Source organism: Mesorhizobium sp. 10J20-29, assembly GCF_054130485.1.
Genome location: NZ_CP199156.1, coordinates 4631010 through 4646930, shown reverse-complemented (window position 1 = coordinate 4646930; position 15921 = coordinate 4631010). Strand labels below are relative to the sequence as shown.

At 65.9% G+C, this 15921-nt stretch carries 11 protein-coding genes and 2 tRNA genes; 6 read left to right on the top strand and 7 right to left on the bottom strand.

The annotated features are described in order from the left end of the window. On the bottom strand, positions 1-1638 hold the full coding sequence (locus ACT2BZ_RS22345; protein WP_457937860.1) for a GMC family oxidoreductase: 1638 nt from the start codon (positions 1636-1638) through the stop codon (positions 1-3). A gap of 195 nt (positions 1639-1833) precedes the next feature. On the opposite strand from ACT2BZ_RS22345, the gene ACT2BZ_RS22340 reads away from it, so the two are divergent. Next, positions 1834-2511, top strand: coding sequence for a FadR/GntR family transcriptional regulator (locus tag ACT2BZ_RS22340; protein ID WP_457937858.1), 678 nt, complete (start codon positions 1834-1836; stop codon positions 2509-2511). A 43-nt stretch (positions 2512-2554) separates the two neighbouring features. After that, positions 2555-4084 (top strand): GMC family oxidoreductase, encoded by a 1530-nt coding sequence (locus ACT2BZ_RS22335; protein ID WP_457937856.1) that lies wholly within the window; start codon positions 2555-2557, stop codon positions 4082-4084. A 38-nt stretch (positions 4085-4122) separates the two neighbouring features. On the opposite strand, the gene ACT2BZ_RS22330 is transcribed toward ACT2BZ_RS22335, so the two are convergent. From ACT2BZ_RS22330 to ACT2BZ_RS22320, 3 genes are read right to left on the bottom strand one after another with little or no spacing between them, the layout of a single operon-like run. After that, positions 4123-5223, bottom strand: coding sequence for an osmoprotectant NAGGN system M42 family peptidase (locus ACT2BZ_RS22330; RefSeq protein WP_457937854.1), 1101 nt, complete (start codon positions 5221-5223; stop codon positions 4123-4125). Beyond that, entirely contained in the window at positions 5220-7034 is a 1815-nt protein-coding gene (gene ngg / locus ACT2BZ_RS22325; RefSeq protein WP_457937852.1) for an N-acetylglutaminylglutamine synthetase, read from the bottom strand. The genes ACT2BZ_RS22330 and ngg overlap by 4 nt, the downstream gene beginning before the upstream one ends. Further along, a complete protein-coding gene (locus ACT2BZ_RS22320; RefSeq protein WP_457937850.1) occupies positions 7024-8799 on the bottom strand; it encodes an N-acetylglutaminylglutamine amidotransferase in 1776 nt (591 codons plus the stop codon). Before ACT2BZ_RS22320 ends, ngg begins: the two co-directional genes overlap by 11 nt. Positions 8800-8950: 151 nt before the next feature. On the opposite strand from ACT2BZ_RS22320, the gene ACT2BZ_RS22315 reads away from it, so the two are divergent. After that, positions 8951-9382 (top strand): MarR family winged helix-turn-helix transcriptional regulator, encoded by a 432-nt coding sequence (locus tag ACT2BZ_RS22315; protein ID WP_457937849.1) that lies wholly within the window; start codon positions 8951-8953, stop codon positions 9380-9382. A gap of 43 nt (positions 9383-9425) precedes the next feature. Here ACT2BZ_RS22315 and ACT2BZ_RS22310 read toward each other — a convergent pair. Next, positions 9426-9501: transfer RNA gene (locus ACT2BZ_RS22310), tRNA-Val, on the bottom strand. Positions 9502-9717: 216 nt separating this feature from the next. Here ACT2BZ_RS22310 and ACT2BZ_RS22305 point away from each other — a divergent pair. After that, a tRNA-Asp gene (locus ACT2BZ_RS22305) sits at positions 9718-9794 on the top strand. Between the two features lie 191 nt (positions 9795-9985). After that, a complete protein-coding gene (locus ACT2BZ_RS22300; protein WP_457937847.1) occupies positions 9986-10291 on the top strand; it encodes a hypothetical protein in 306 nt (101 codons plus the stop codon). 39 nt (positions 10292-10330) lie between these two features. Here the strand turns inward: ACT2BZ_RS22300 and ACT2BZ_RS22295 are convergent, their stop codons facing one another. Further along, on the bottom strand, positions 10331-11608 hold the full coding sequence (locus tag ACT2BZ_RS22295) for a M23 family metallopeptidase (RefSeq protein ID WP_457937845.1): 1278 nt from the start codon (positions 11606-11608) through the stop codon (positions 10331-10333). A 344-nt stretch (positions 11609-11952) separates the two neighbouring features. Next, positions 11953-12420 (bottom strand): peroxiredoxin, encoded by a 468-nt coding sequence (locus ACT2BZ_RS22290; protein WP_457937843.1) that lies wholly within the window; start codon positions 12418-12420, stop codon positions 11953-11955. A 94-nt stretch (positions 12421-12514) separates the two neighbouring features. Between ACT2BZ_RS22290 and ACT2BZ_RS22285 the strand changes: the two genes are divergently transcribed. Then, complete coding sequence (locus ACT2BZ_RS22285; RefSeq protein WP_457937842.1) at positions 12515-15913, top strand: hypothetical protein; 3399 nt, start codon at positions 12515-12517, stop codon at positions 15911-15913. Positions 15914-15921 lie beyond the last annotated feature (8 nt).

The window sequence follows — 15921 nt, the reverse complement described above, 5'->3', positions numbered from 1 at the left end:
TCAGGCGGCAGCGGGCTGGAGGCCTTCCGATGCATCGGCGCGGATGAGGTCGGCGGCCTTCTCGGCAATCATGATGACAGCCGCATTGATGTTGCCGCAGGGCAGGTCCGGCATCACCGAGGCGTCGACGATGCGCAGACCGGCGAGGCCGCGCAGGCGCAACTCTGGATCTACCACCGAACCTTCGTCAACGCCCATGCGGCAGGTGCCGGCGGGGTGGTGGACGGTGATCGACGTCTTGCGGATGTGCTCGTCGATCTCCTCATCGCTCTCGCATTGCGGGCCCGGAAAGAATTCGGCGGCGACGAAGGGCGCCATCGAGGGCTGCGCCGCGAGGTTGCGGGCGACGCGGAAGCCGGCGCGCAGCGACTGCCAGTCACGGTCGGCGGACAGAAAGTTCTGGTGGATCAGCGGGGCGGCCAGCGGATCGGCGGATGCCAGCGCGACGTGGCCGCGGCTCTCCGGCTGAACCGCGACAATGCGGCTGGCGAAACCGTCGGCGAAGGGGGCCTTGAAGGGCGGCATGTAGGGCCAGGCGGCAAGCGGGGCGGCTGTGAACAGCAGTTGCACGTCGGGCAGGGCGCGCGTCTCGTCGCTCTTCAGGAAGGCCACGACACCGCCGGGCACGTCACCAGAAAAGCCGGAGCCGGTCAGGTAGGTCTTTGCGAAATCGAGGCCGATCCGGTCGGCCCGCATCATCCGGTGGAAAGGCCCAGGCGTCTTGCGGCGGTACATCAGGATCACCGAGACGTGGTCCTGCAGGTTCTTGCCGACTCCGGGCAGGTCGAGCGCCGTCTCGATGCCGTGTGCGGAGAGCTCATCGTGGCCGCCAATGCCAGACAGCATAAGGAGTTGCGGCGTGTTGATGACGCCGCCCGACAGCACCACCTCGCGACGGGCGAAGGCCCGGCTGTCAACGCCGCCATGGCGGTAGGCGATACTGGTGGCCCTGCCGTCGGCGAGCAGGATCCTGGTCGCCATTGCGCCGGTGACGACCTTCAGGTTGCTGCGACGCATGGCCGGTCGCAGATAGGCAGTCGCCGCCGAGGAGCGGCGCCCCTTGTCGATCGTCATCTGCAGGCGGCCGAAGCCTTCCTGGACGGCGCCGTTGTAGTCGTCGGTCTGCGGATAGCCGGCGCTGCGGCTAGCCTCCGCATAGGCCTCGATCAGTTCGTCCTTGTAGCGGCAGAACTGCGTGTTGAGCGGGCCGCTCCCGCCGCGATACTCGCTCTCGCCCTTCTCCCAGCGCTCCTGGCGTTTGAAGTAGGGCAGAACCTTCTCGTAGGACCACTCGGTCAGGCCGCTTGCCGCCCAGCGGTCGTAGTCGCCGCGGTTGCCGCGCACATAGGCCATGGCGTTTGTCGAGGACGAGCCGCCGATCACCTTGCCACGGGCGCACTCCACCTTGCGGCCACCGACATTGGCTTCCGGCTCGCAGAAATACATCCAGTCGTGACGACGCTCGGTGAGAATCTTGCCCCAGCCCAGCGGGATGTGGATCATCGGGTCGCGGTCCCAGTCGCCGGCCTCGAGCAGCAGGACCCTGACGCCCGGATCCGCGCTCAGGCGGTTTGCCATGACGCAACCCGCGGAGCCCGCGCCGACGATGACATAGTCGAAGGTTTCGCCAACTGGCATCTAGTTTCCTCAAGATGGGGCCAACGCCATGACGGCGGCTCGACCGGTAAACCACTCAACCACCGCTCAACTGATATTGTCAACCAATGCGCTTAACTGTACAGATGGTTGAGTTGGTTGTGTGAGTTTGCGACAGAATCGGCGCCCCCGGCAGGCGTCATGCGCCTCAGCGCAGGATCGGCAGGAGACATTGCATTGGCTGCATTCGAACCCAAACTCGTATTGTCGGACGTCGACGACATCATCGGCTCCATCCGCCAGATCCAGAAGGAGGGCAGGCCGCTGCCTTCGGAGCGCGACCTTGCCGAGCAGCTCAACGTCAAGCGGCACCAGTTGCGCAAGGCGCTCGAGGCGATGCGCCGTGCCGGCGACCTGAAGCCGGCGCGCACGCGACGCGCACCAACGGCCTGGCCGCGCTACGGCGAAGAGCTGGTGCGGGTGACCAATCCGATCGAAGTGCTGGAACTGCGCCTGCTGATCGAGCCCGGCCTGGCGCGCCTGGCCTCGCTGCGCGCCTCGTCCTTCGAGACGGCGCGCATCCTCGAGGCCGCGACCACGCCGGAAAATGCCGAGTCCGGGGAGGCCGACCTGGCCTTCCACCTGGCCATCGCAGGGGCTGCGCGCAACCATCTCGCTGCCGAAATCTATCGCATGCTGCGCCAGGTCGGCGTCGATGCGCGGGTCAAGGTTGCGCGCACGGCGGCCCCTACCTGTCCAAAGCGCATCGCGCAACGGGACGCCGAACACCGGCAGGTCGCCGAGGCGATTTCGCAGCGCGATCCCGAAGCGGCGGAGACGGCGATGCGGGCGCATCTCCTGTCGGTTCAGAAGCAGATTGTCGAAAGGTCGAACGCGGGCGCATTCGCGGCATGATTTTCCGCATTCGAATGGAATTTGTGCCGGGCACGGTCGGCGCGTGACGCAGCATTTCGACGTCCTTATCGTCGGAGCCGGCTCGGCCGGAAGCGTGCTCGCAAGCCGGCTGAGCGAGGATGCCGCCTGCCTCGTCGGGGTCGTCGAGGCAGGCGGCATACCTGCTGATCCCGACATTGCAGATCCGTTGAAATGGCCGGCGCTGCAGGACCGTGACTTCGACTGGGCCTACCGAACCGTGCCGCAGAAATTCACCGCCGGGCGCGTGCATGAGTGGCCGCGCGGGCGGATCGTCGGCGGCTCCAGCTGCCTGCACGCCATGGCACATGTGCGCGGTCATCCACGCGATTTCGACAGCTGGGCAAAGGCCGGCGGCGAGCGTTGGTCATACGAGGGACTGCTGGCCGGCTTCGAGCGCAGCGAACGGCTGACCGGGCATCGCGGAACGGCGGACTGCGGCGAGGGGCCGCTCGACGTCTACCTGCCGGACCAGGAGGTCAGCCCGGTCGTGCGCGCCTACATGGCCGCCGGCAATGCGTTGGGCGTGCCGGCGCTCGACCACCACAACGCCGGCGAACTGATCGGTACGTCGCAGAATTCGCTGACCATCAGGAACGGCCGCCGCCTCAGTGTTGCCGACGCCTACCTGACGCCCGAGGTGCTGGCGCGGCCGAACCTGACGCTGCTCACCGGGTACGAGATCGAGCACCTGGAACTCGACGGCCAGCGCGCCGTGGCGGCAATTTGCGTTGCCGGCGCTGCGACGCGGCGGATCTCGGCCGACCGCATCGTGCTCTCGGCCGGCGCGGTATCGTCACCGCTGATCCTGATGCGCTCGGGCATCGGCGACCCGGAAGTGCTGCGGGGCGCCGGCATTGCCTGCACCAGCGAGCGGCGCGAAATCGGCGCCAACCTGCAGGACCACCTTCTTGCGCTCGGCAATGTCTACCGGTCGAAGCAGCCGGTGCCGCCATCGCGGCTGCAGCATTCCGAATCGCTGATGTATCTCGACAGCGCGGATTTCTCCCGTGCCTCGGGACAACCCGACATCGTGCTGGCCTGCGTCGTCGCGCCGTCGGCGGCAGCGGGCCTGGAGGCGCCGCCCTACGGGCAGGCCTTCACGATCCTTTGCGGCGTTACCCACCCGACGAGCCGCGGCAGCATCCGGCCCAGCGGGCCGGGCAGGGCTGACCGGCCGGTCATCGACCCGCAATATCTCGGGACGGAGGATGACCGTCACCTGTTCCGCGTGGCTTTGCGAGCCGCAAGGACGGTCGGAAACCGTGCCGCACTCGACGACTGGCGCGAGGAAGAGGTGCTGCCGGGCCCCGGCGTCCGCTCGGACGCCGAAATCGACGCCTTCATCGCGCGGGCCGCCTCGACGCATCATCACCCCGCCGGGACATGCCGGATGGGACGGGATGCCGGAGCGGTGGTCGATCGGGATCTGAAGGTGAACGGCTTCGACAACCTGTTCGTCGTCGACGCGTCGGTGTTTCCGGCGCTGCCCTCCGGGCCCATCAACGCGGCCGTGGTGGCGGTGGCGGAGACCTGGGCAGCCGCGCAGCGCTGAGCCACGCCTCCAGGCTGCGGCCGATGATGGCCGCGCGCCTACTTGGTAAAGTCCTGGACCTCGACAAAATCCTCGACGTCGCGCTGGATCGCCATCGGACTGGTGACGTAATGCAGCAGGAGTTCGCCGATCGAGCGCAACGCGTCGAGATGGATCCTCTCGTAGCCGTGCGAGGCGTCGACGCCGAAGGTGACGAGGCCCGTGCGGATGTCGTGACCGGCCTCGAGCGCTGAGGCGGAATCGCTGCGGTAGTAGCGGAAGATGTCCTTCTGGTAGGAAATCCCGTTCTTCTGGCACAGCGTCTCGAGCTGCTTGGTTAGGTGGTAGTCGAACGGGCCGGACTGGTCGGCCATGGCGATGGTGACGCCGAACTCGGCGGAGTTCTGGCCGGGCGCCGACGTACCATTATCGACGGCTACCAGCGAGGCGATCTCGGGCGCGATGACCGACGAGGCGCCGACCCCGACTTCCTCGGCGATGGTGAACAGCCAGTGGATGTCGACGGGCGACTGGCATTCCGCGCGCTCGAAAGCCTGTATGGTCGCCAGCATGATGGCGACGCCGGCCTTGTCGTCCAGATGACGCGAGTTGATGAAGCCGTTCTCGAGAAATTCCGACTGCGTGTCGATGGCGACGATGTCGCCGATCTCGATGCCGTGCGCCGTCGTTTCGGCGGCGCTGGTCGTCACGACGTCGAGGCGGAGTTCGACATAGGGCCAGCCGGTCGGCTGGGTGTCGATCTCGTCATTATAGGTGTGGCCCGAGGCCTTGAGCGGCAGGATGGTGCCGCGAAACACCATGTCGCGCGCATAGACATTCACGCGGGCGCCCTCGGCAAAGCGCGCCGACCAGTGACCGATCGGCACGAGTTCGAGGCGGCCGTTCGCCTTGATCGCCTTCACCTGCGCGCCGAGCGTGTCGAGATGCGAGACGATGGCGCGGGCGCCATGGCGCCTGCCGCCCTGGCTGACGGCACGAATGGCGCCGCGCCGCGTCAGTTCGGGTTTGAGGCCGAGGAGCTCCAGTTCGCGGCTGCAGTAGCGGGCGACATTGTCGGTCAGGCCGGTCGGGCTGTCGATGGCCAACAGATGGCGCAGCTTGAGCAGAAGATATTCGGTGTCGATCTCGAGTGCTGTCATGCAGGCGCTCCGGTTGCGCCCGGTACACGGGCGCGCGACTGCGGAAACAGCAGGTCGATGAAGCGCTCGGCCGTCGGCTGCGGCTCGTGGTTGGCAAGGCCCGGCCGCTCGTTGGCCTCGATGAAGACGTAGTCGGGCTGCGTCGGCGAGGTGACCATGAAGTCGATGCCGACGACGGGGATGTCGATTGCCCTCGCTGCCGACTTGGCCGCCTCGACGAGGGCAGGGTGGACGATGCCGGTAACGTCGTGGATCGAGCCGCCGGTATGGAGGTTGGCCGTCTTGCGGACGATCACCTCCTCGCCCTCGGCCGGCACGGTGTCGAGGCTGCGCCCGCCGGCGGCGAGGCAGCGCAGGGTTTCTTCGTCGACCGGGATGCGGCTCTCGCCGTCGGTCGCTGCGGCGCGGCGGCGCGACTGTCGCTCGATCAGCGTCGCCAGCGAGCGCTGGCCGTCGCCGACGACGGAGGGGGGGCGCCTGATGGCGGCGGCCACGAGCTTGTGGTCGATGACGACGAGGCGCAGGTCCTGGCCGTCGAAGCAGCTTTCGACCAGCACGCGGTCGCAGATTTCTCCGGCTTCGGCGGCTGCCTTTGCCACATCGTCCATGCGGGTCAGCCCGACCGAAACGCCACGGCCCTGTTCGCCGCGGGCTGGCTTGACCACGACGGAGCCATGCTCGGCCAGAAAGGCCTCGACCGCGGCGTCGTCGCCGGTGGCGATCTGCTCGGGCACCGCCACGCCGGCGCGTGCAACGATGCGCCTTGTGACGGCCTTGTCGTCGCAGACCGAGACGGCGACCCCGGAGGTCAGTTCCGACAGGCTTTCGCGGCAGTGGATGGAACGGCCGCCATAGGAGAGGCGGAAGAAGCCGCCCTCGGCATCGGTCACCTCGGCATGGACGCCGCGGCGGCGCGCCTCGTCGATGATGATGCGCGCATAGGGGTTCAGCGCGTCGTACTGGGCGATGGGCGCGGAAAACAGCTTCTCGTTGATGGGGTTCTTGCGCTTCACCGCAAACAGCGGAATCCGGCGGAAGCCGAGGCTCTCGTATAGCCCGATCGCGGGCTCGTTGTCGTGCAGCACGGACAGGTCGAGGCTGCTTGCGCCGCGCGCCTGGAAATATTCGGCAAGCCGGCGCACCAGCATTTCGCCTATACCCGGATGCCTCGACTGCGGATCGACCGCCAGGCACCAGAGCGAGGAGCCGTGCTCCGGGTCCTGGAACAGGCGGTGATGGTCGACGCCCGTCACCGTGCCGATGATGTCGCCCGTGGCTTCTTCCTCGGCGACAAAATAGGTCAGCGATCGGCTGTCGCGCTTCGACCAGAAGAATTCCGGCAGAACCGCCACCATGCCGCGCGCGGCATAGATGGCATTGACCGCCTCGGCGTCGGCCTCGGAGGTCAGTCGGCGGATGAAGAAGCCCTGCGGCTGCCTGCGCCCGGGCCGGTATGTCGCGAGGTTGAGCCGATAGGTGTGCGAAGGATCGAGAAACGTCTCCTGCGGCGCCAGGGTCAGAAGCACATGCGGATCGCGCACATAGAAGGCGATGTCGCGCTGGCCGGGCCTTTCGTCGCGAAGCGCCGCCACGAGCGCGGCGTCGGAGGTAAAGGTCTGCGCAAACAGCAGCCGTCCCCAGCCGCAGTCGAGCGTGACGTCCTCGGACCGCACCGTCCTTTCGCCGCCCGGCTGTTCCTTCATCGAATTGACGCGCAGCCGCTGCAGGCGGTGATCGAGCGGACGCTCGCCGCGCGATGCACCGGATTTCTTCTTGTGTCCGACCGCCTTGGCCATGGTGTCAGATTCCATGCGTCTGGAGCCACATTTCCAGCAGGCCGACCTGCCAGAGCTCAGACCCCTGCAGCGGGGTGATGTGCTGCGAGGGCGCCTGGAAGAGTTGCGCCAGGTAGTCCTCGCGGAACAGGCCGCGTTCGCGCGCCGTACGAGACTGCAACGCATCGCGCACCATGTCGAGGTAGGGGCCATCGACATATTTCAGCTGCGGCACCGGGAAGTAGCCCTTCTTGCGGTCGATCACCTCGCTCGGGATGACCATGCGGGCGACGTCCTTGAGGATGCCCTTGCCATTATCCTTGAGCTTCAGCTCGGGCGGGATACGGGCCGCCAGCTCGACCAGTTCGTGGTCGAGGAATGGCACGCGCGCCTCCAGGCCCCAGGCCATGGTCATGTTGTCGACGCGCTTGACCGGGTCGTCGACGAGCATGACGGTCGAATCGAGCCTGAGCGCGCGGTCGACGGGCGTGTCGGCGCCGGGGCGCTGCAGTTCGTGGGCGACGAGTTCGCGGCTGTAATCGCGCTCGTCGGTCCAGTCGGCGCCGAGCTGGCGCCTCAGCGTCTCGTGGTTGCGGTCGAAGAAGACGCGGGCATAGTCGCCGACCACATCGTTGCTGTCGGCAAGCGGCGGGTACCAGTGGTAGCCGCCGAAGACCTCGTCGGCGCCCTGGCCGGACTGCACGACCTTGATGTGCTTGGAGACCTCCTTGGAGAGGAGGTAGAAGCCGACATTGTCATAGGAAACCATCGGCTCCGACATGGCCTGGAAGGTGCCGGGCAGGGCGTCCATGAGTCCGGCGGACGGCACGAAGATCTTGTGGTGGTCGGTGCCGAACTCCTTGGCGATCAGGTCGGAATAGACGAACTCGTCGCCCTTTTCGCCATTGGCTTCCTCGAAGCCGACGGAAAAGCTCATCAGCCCGGTCTGGCCGGCTTCGGCGAGCAGGCCGACAATAAGGCTCGAATCGACGCCGCCCGAGAGCAGAACGCCGACCGGGACGTCAGCCACCATGCGGCGCTTGACGGCGGCCCGCAGTTCCTCGAGCAGGCGATCGCGCCAGTCGATGGCAGACATCGTGCTCTCGTCGGCGGCGCGGCCGAAGGGCGGGTCCCAGTAGCGGCGATCCTCGAACTGGCCATCGGCCTCGATGATGCGCATCGTCGCTGGCGGCAGCTTCTTGACACCGTTGATGATGGTGCGCGGCGGCGGCACGACGGCGTGGAAGCTCATATAGTGGTGCAGCGCGACGCGGTCGATCGAGGTGTCGACGTCGCCGGCCTTGAGCAGGGCGGGGAGCGACGAGGCGAAGCGCAGCCGTTTGCCGCTCTGCGACAGATAGAGCGGCTTGATGCCGAAACGGTCGCGCGCCATGATGATGCGGCCGCTGTCACGCTCCTGGATGACGAAGGCGAACATGCCGTTGAAGCGCTCGACACAGGCTTCGCCCCAGGCGTGCCATGCCTTCAGAATGACTTCAGTATCGCCATTGGAGAAGAAGCTGTAGCCGGCGGCTTCGAGTTCGCGCCGCAGTTCCGGGTAATTGTAGATGCAGCCGTTGAAGGCGATGGTCAGGCCGAGCATGCCGTCGACCATCGGCTGCCTGGCCTTTTCCGACAGGTCGATGATGCGCAGGCGGCGGTGACCGAAGCCGGCATTGCCGTAGGACACGATGCCCGAATCGTCGGGACCGCGTGGCGCCAGGGTGTCGGACATTCTCGAAATGGCCAGGACAGACGGGGTCGACCCGTCAAATGTTACTTCGCCGCAAATTCCGCACATGCTCGGGCAGGAGCCTCCATATCAGATTGTCAAACTTGCAAAGGGATGCGTTAGTAGTTAGAGTTCGAATGATTAGATGTCAAATAATTCGATGATAGACAGTTCCGACACAGCGCCATCGGCGGGCTCCGCGCCCGCCGACCAAACGCGTTTGCTCCTGAAATCGATCCGAAGAATTGTTCGGGCAAACGACCTGCAGTCGCGCGCGCTTGCCAAGGCAACCGGCCTTACCGGTCCGCAACTGGTCATCCTGACCGGCGTGGCGGAGCTCGGCGAAGTGACGACGCAAGCGCTGGCCGATCATGCCGACCTCAGCGCCGCGACCGTGGTGATGGTGCTCGACAAGCTGGAGCAGCGGGCAATCGTCGAGCGCTACCGTTCGACCAGCGACCGCCGCATCGTCTATACGCGGCTGACGGCCAAGGGAGCGGAACTGGTAAACAGCACGCGCGGCCTGTTCGGTGCAGGGCTGGTGCAGCGCCTGGCCGCGCTGCCGGCCGCCCGTCGCCAGGAACTGATCGAGAACCTTGGTGCGATCGCCGATCTCGTCACCGACGCGACCAAGACGGTGGCGCTCGACTGATGCGGATGGCCGTCCGGCACACTGGCGTTGACATGGAAAAATCTGGTGGGCGATGACGGGCTCGAACCGCCGACATCTTCGGTGTAAACGAAGCGCTCTACCAACTGAGCTAATCGCCCGACAGGGTGCGGACGTTTAAGCAGTTCGCGCCGCGTCCGCAAGGAAAATCGGCCGGCCGGTGCGGTGTTTTAGGGCGGTTGCCGGATGGTTTGCCCGGCAAGTCGGCGAAACATCGAAAGACTTGCAGAATAGGTCTCACCGCGCGCTTGACACTCCCCATCGAACCCCTTATCCAGCGCCCAACGACGCCTTGCCCCTTTGCACGGCGTCAGTGCGCGGGTGTAGCTCAGTCGGTTAGAGTGCCGGCCTGTCACGCCGGAGGTCGCGGGTTCGAGTCCCGTCACTCGCGCCATTTTGACGTCGGCCTGAGCCATCCGCTCCGGCGCTTCGCCTGAATGTCCGCTCCATTGAAAGTCCGCTTCATCGACGCCTGTCGTCGCCGGGTCTCGCGTTGTCTTTCTGGCGCCTGTGCTCACGACAAGTTCACGCGCTTCCGGGGCGGCGCTGTGATATCTTCCGTCCTGAGGATATCGGAGCGGTTTCATGAAGCATGTTGCGATTCTCGTGCCGGCGCTGCTCATCGCGAACGAAGCCGCCGCCATTTCACGCTACCAGACGACGGCGATGAGTTGCGCCAGGGTCGTCGCCGCGCTCGATGCCGATGGGGCCGCCATCCTGCGCTACCCGGCGCCAAACAACCCGTCGATCCAGCTCTACGACCGCTTTGTGCGGGACAACCGGCAATGCAGCAGCACCCAGAGGGCACGGCTGTTCAGCGTGCCGACCGCGGACAACAAGGCCTGCCAGGTGCGCAAATGCGTGAGGGTGAGCGGATCGGGCAACCGGTAGCGCGGCGCAGGCGCTGCCGCATAGCCGGGTTCCGGCAGGTTAGAGGTAGTTGCTGACCTTCTTGCCGGCTTTCAGGAAGCGTACCGGGTTCAGCGCATCGCCGTTGCGGCGCACCTCGTAATGCAGGTGCGGGCCGGTCGAACGACCGCTGCTGCCGACCTTGCCGATGGTGTCGCCGGCGGCGAGCGACTGGCCTTCCTTGACGAGGATCTTGCTCAGATGGCCGTAGCGCGTGCTGAAGCCGTTTGCGTGTTCCACCTCGACCATGCGGCCGTAGCCGCCGTACCAACCAGCCTTGATGACCTTGCCGGGGGCGGTGACGCGCGCGGGTGAACCGGCCGGCGCACGGAAATCCATGCCCGAATGCATGGCCGGCGTGCCGATCAACGGGTCCTTGCGGACACCGAATGTGCTTGAGATGGACCGGCCTGGCGCCGGGTTGGCGATAGGGAAACTGCGCGCCTCGGCCTTCAATCGCTCCAGCATGTCGAGCGCCTCGTCCAGTTCGCGTACCTTGCTCTCGAACATTTCCGGGCTGTCGATGGCGACCAGCGGACCGCCGATGCCGGTCTTGGAATCGTCCTTGTCGACCGGCAGGCCGGCGGCCTCGAGAGCCTCGGAGATCGCGTCGGCGGTCTGGTAGGCATCCTCGGCCAGCGTGTTGATGCGGCTGATCTGCTCGGTCTCTATCGAGCGCAGCGACTTGTTGATGGCGACGAACAGCCGGTCGGCCTGGTCGGCAGAGGTCGAGCCGGACGAGATGGCCTGGCGCGTCGACCAGAAGGAGAAGGGCGTCGCGACGTTGCCGGGCGAAACGGTGTCGGCAAGGGCCAGCACGGTGTCGGGAACGAGCGCGGCGCGTTGGTCGGGCTTGCCTGACGGCACCGGTGCGGAGGCGGGCAGCGGCGAATCGCCATGTTCGACGCGGTCGATGAGCGGGCCCAGACGGCCGTGGCGCTGCGTCAGCTGCGTCTGGCGCTCGAGCAGTTCACCGACCTTGGTCTCCATCAGCTGCTGGTCGAGCATCTGGCGGCTGGTGATTCGGTCAACCTGCGCGCGCAAGGTGGAGATGCGGTCCTCGTAAGCCTGCTGAAGGCGGGCCTGGCGGGCGGAAGCGGCGCCGATAAGGTCGTCCCTGAGGACGAGATACGAGGTGGCGAGCAGGTAGCCGATGGCAATGGCGGCGAGGGCGGAGCCGAGAAAGGCAGCCACCCAGGGCCTGATCGTGAAATGTCGAATTTCATCGCCACGCGCAATGATGACCGTGTGCGGCTCTCTGCGCTTTCCGAAGACGGTGGACTGACCTGCGTTTTTCACGGGACTGCTTTTCCATACCGCGTGATGTGCGACAGGACGCATTACACATTGTTAGGGTTAACAAAGCTTTGCCTCTGGTTTTCGGTCCCGATCGACTCCGGAAAGGGCAGTTGCAAACCGTGTAGACCGCACAAGAAAACGCCCGGGCGGCGAGGCCGACCGGGCGCGTTCGTAAGGCAAGCTGTCAACAGGTCAGGTGAGCAGCCAGATCAGGATGATGACCGGGATCGGAATGCCGATAAGCCAAAGAATCAGACTGCGCATGGTTGCTCTCCCGCTGGATGTGAAACTCCACCCCACAATGCAGGCAGGGGGGCGAAGGTTCCGAACGGGATTGAAGGCGGCTACATTTGCCTGACTGCCGCGAGCACCTCGGCAGCATGGCCCGAAACCCGGACATTGCGCCAGATGCGGGCGATCACGCCGGCGCGGTCGATCAGGAAGGTGGTGCGCACCACGCCCATGTAATCGCGGCCGAACATGTTCTTCTTGGACCACACGCCATAGCTGGTGAGTGTCGCGTGCGTCTCGTCGGACACAAGCGGCATGCCGAGATTGTGCTTTGTCTTGAAGCGCTCGTGGCGCCGGACGCTGTCTGGCGACATGCCGATTACTGTCGCGCCGGCGCTGTCGAAATGCGGCAGGTTGCGGGTAAAGTCGATGGCTTCCGCCGTGCAGCCGGTCGTATCGTCCTTGGGATAGAAGAACAGCACCACGATTTTGCCGCGAAAGTCTGAAAGCCGGACGGTCTGGCCGCCATCCCTCGGCAGCTCGAAGTCGGGGGCCGGTCGTCCTGCATCCAGATCAGCCATTTCTAAGCCTTTGTTTAAGGTTACATGGGGGTCGCAGGCATATATCGTAATCAGCGGATTCGTCCACGTTTGAAGCGTCAAATCGGAAGATCGGGTGGACCACGAGCACCTCAAGCACGAGAAGATTAGGTTCAGACGTGACGAGATCACCGATCTCGAGACCCTTCCGTCGGCTGGCAATCTCGACCCCAAACCGCGGAAGCGCTGGGTTCCGGCGCGGCTGAAGAAAGTTGTCGGCTACACGCTGGCGGGCCTTGTCGGCCTGCTGGTCGTGGCCGCCGTCGCGGTCTACGCAATCGGCGTGTCCGGAATCGGCTCGGAGCGGCTGCGCGTCGCTGCCGAACAGGGACTGGAAGAGTTCGCGGGCTACGACATCGACGCGTCCGTCGGTCCGGCACGCATCACCTTCGACGCCTCGCGCTTCCTGGCGCTCGAGGTCCGCGACGTCAGCCTGAAGAACGCGGCCGACGGCAGCGCTATCGCCGATGCCGGCCTCGTGCGCTTCGGCGTGCGCCTGCTGCCGCTCCTGTCGGGCGAACTAAGGCTGTCGAGCGCGCGGCTTTCCGACGCACGGATCGTCGCGCCCGACACGCCGCAAAGCGATACGGCCGACTGGTCCGCGATGCTGCGCGGCGACGACGGCCTTCTGTCGACTGACAGGATCATCGACATCGTGTTTGGCGGCGTCCACAAGGCGTTCGACCGGATCAGCAGCAATGCCATGCGGCGCATCTCGTTGCAGGATGTCGACCTGGTCTTGCCGGGCAAGGGCGAAGCGGGAAGGCTGCGGGTTGCCACCGCCTTGTTGTCGGAGACGTCGCCGGGCAAACTCGCGCTCGACGCGCAGGTCGAAGTTGCGGGCCGAAGCCTGCATTTCGAAGCTTCGGCGACGAGGGACCTTGCCACGCAGCGCATCGCCGCGCTCGAGATGAGGGCGCGCGAAACCGCGGCAGATGGTGCCGTCCTCGACAGCGGCAGCCGCCTCGGCCTGATCGACGTCGTCATGGGCGGCTCCGAGGGGGGCGGGGGCAATCCCGCAGGCCTGCGGCTCGGCGTCGCCCTGAAGGGGTCCGGGATCGACCTCGGCAAGCATGGCGTGCTTGAAGGCGACTTGGAACTGCGCGCCGCCTTCGTGGCGGGCAGCCGACGGATCGGCATCGAAAGGCTGCGCGCCATGGTCGGCCGGACCATCGTGGATTTCCGCGGTGTCATCGATCCCGCCCCGACGACCGACGGCACGGACGGGGCCTATCGCTACGAACTCGCCAGCGCGCGGTCGCTGATCGCGCCGGAGGGCTCCCCGGAGCCGGCAATGACCACTTCTGTCCGGCTGACCGGGCAATTCAGCGAAACCGAGCGCCGGCTTTCGGCCGACCAGATCGTGGTGCAGACCGGGCGCGGCGAGGTGCTGGGAACCGCCTCGGTGCAGATGGTCGAGGACGGCGCGCCCGGTATGTCGGCCGCCTTTTCCGTGCATGACATGTCGGTCTCGCACGTCAAGCAACTGTGGCCCTGGTTCTCGGCCAACAAGGCGCGCGAATGGGTGATGCAGAACCTCTTCGGTGGACGCATCACCGACGCGACCCTGCAGTTCCAGGTTGAGCCGAGGCGCCTCGGCAACGGTGTGCCGCTGACCGGCGACGAGGTCTTCGGGACCTTCGCGGTAGAGGGTACGCGCTTCGACACCGCCGGGCTGATCCCACCGGTGCGCGACGCCACAGGCGTCGTCGGCTTCAAGGGCAACGACGTCGATATCGCGCTGTCCTCGGGCACCGTCTACTTGCCGAGCGGCAGGACGGTGGCCGCGAGCAACGGCACGCTGGCGGTCAAGCAGGCGAACGTCCCGCCGGTCATCGGTTCTCTCGACATCGACGTGGTCGGCGATGCGCCGGCAGTCGCCGAACTGGCCTCATACGACCCGATCAACGCGATGCGCTTTGTCGGGCTGCCGCCGCAGGCTTTTTCGGGAGACGTGTCGGGCCATGTGACCGCCGAAATTCCGCTCCAGCGGGGCATAGACGCCTCGACGCTGGCCTGGAACGTCGCCCTCGACTACGAAAACCTGGCGATCTCGGAGCCGATCGACGGCCAGATGGTGACCGAGGCAGCCGGCACGATCACCGTCGACCGGACCAAGGCGGTGATTGACGCCAAGGCAAAGCTCAACGGCGTGCCTGCCCAGATCGAGGCGACGGAACCGGTCGGCAAGAGCGGTACGCAGCGCCAGCGCCTGATCACCATGGCGCTCACCGACAAGACACGCGAAGTCATGGCCCCCGGCATTTCCGACCTGGTCAAGGGAACCGTGAAGGTCACAGTCGACGCGACCGAGCCCGGCCGCAAGCAGATCAAGGCCGATCTCACCGGCGCGCAACTCGACATTCCCTGGGCGGGATGGACAAAAGGGCCGGGCATCGCGTCCGACGTCAGTTTCCTGCTCGAGGCCGACGGAGACTCCGTGACGCTGTCCGACTTCTTCCTGTCGGGAAGCACGTTCGGAATCAATGGCGACATCGCGCTGTCTGGTGGCGGATTGTCGTCTGCCAAGTTCGCCAAGGTCCGGCTGAACCGCGACGATAGTGTCGCCGTGGCCATCAAGCGCTCCGGCAAGGGCCTCTCGGTCGATATTCGCGGCGCTTCGCTCGATGCGCGATCGGTCGTGCGCCAGTTCACCGCCGATACCAGCACTGCCACGAAGGCCTCGAACACCGGCTCGGTTGCGGTTCATCTCGATGTCGACACGCTGACCGGGTTCCACGGCGAGCGCTTCTCGGGCGTCAAACTCGACTACAGCGGCTCGGGCGACAAGGTGAACAGCCTGGTGGTCACGGCCAAGGCGAGTTCGGGCGCTGGCGTGCAGATACGGAACATAGCCGACGGCGGCTCGCGCTCGATGCAGATGCAATCGGACGATGCCGGCGCGGTCCTGAGGTTCCTGGACATCTACGAGCACATGGAAGGCGGCAAGATCGCGCTTGCGCTCAACGGCGCGTCGGACGGGCAGATGACCGGCCAGGTCGACGCGCGCGACTTCTTCATCGTCAACGAGCCCCGCATGAATTCGATCGTCGCCACCAAGGCGCCGACCGAAAACGGCCGCAGCATGAGCCTGAACGAGGCCGTGAAACGCGACATCGACACCTCGCGGGTCAAGTTCGACCGCGGCTTCACGCAGATCAGCAAGGGCACCGGCGAACTGACACTCGCCAACGGCGTGCTGCGCGGACCGGTGATCGGCGCGACCTTCCAGGGGACGCTCTACGACAAGCAGGGCAACATGGACATGACCGGCACCTTCATGCCGGCCTACGGCATCAACCGCCTGTTCGGCGAGTTGCCGATCGTCGGGCTGCTGCTCGGCAACGGCCGCGACCGCGGCCTGCTCGGCGTCACCTTCAAGCTGGAAGGCGACGCGGATTCTCCGGACGTCAGCATCAACCCGCTGTCGATCGTCGCACCGGGAATCTTCCGGTCGATCTTCGAGTTCCGGTAGCCGCAGAA

Coding starts and splice junctions, on each gene's coding strand:
- ACT2BZ_RS22320 (WP_457937850.1), bottom strand. CDS start 8,799: ATGTGCGGAATTTGCGGCGAAGTAACATTTGACGGGTCGACCCCGTCT.
- ACT2BZ_RS22290 (WP_457937843.1), bottom strand. CDS start 12,420: ATGGCTGATCTGGATGCAGGACGACCGGCCCCCGACTTCGAGCTGCCG.
- ACT2BZ_RS22300 (WP_457937847.1), top strand. CDS start 9,986: ATGAAGCATGTTGCGATTCTCGTGCCGGCGCTGCTCATCGCGAACGAA.
- ngg (WP_457937852.1), bottom strand. CDS start 7,034: ATGGAATCTGACACCATGGCCAAGGCGGTCGGACACAAGAAGAAATCC.
- ACT2BZ_RS22330 (WP_457937854.1), bottom strand. CDS start 5,223: ATGACAGCACTCGAGATCGACACCGAATATCTTCTGCTCAAGCTGCGC.
- ACT2BZ_RS22345 (WP_457937860.1), bottom strand. CDS start 1,638: ATGCCAGTTGGCGAAACCTTCGACTATGTCATCGTCGGCGCGGGCTCC.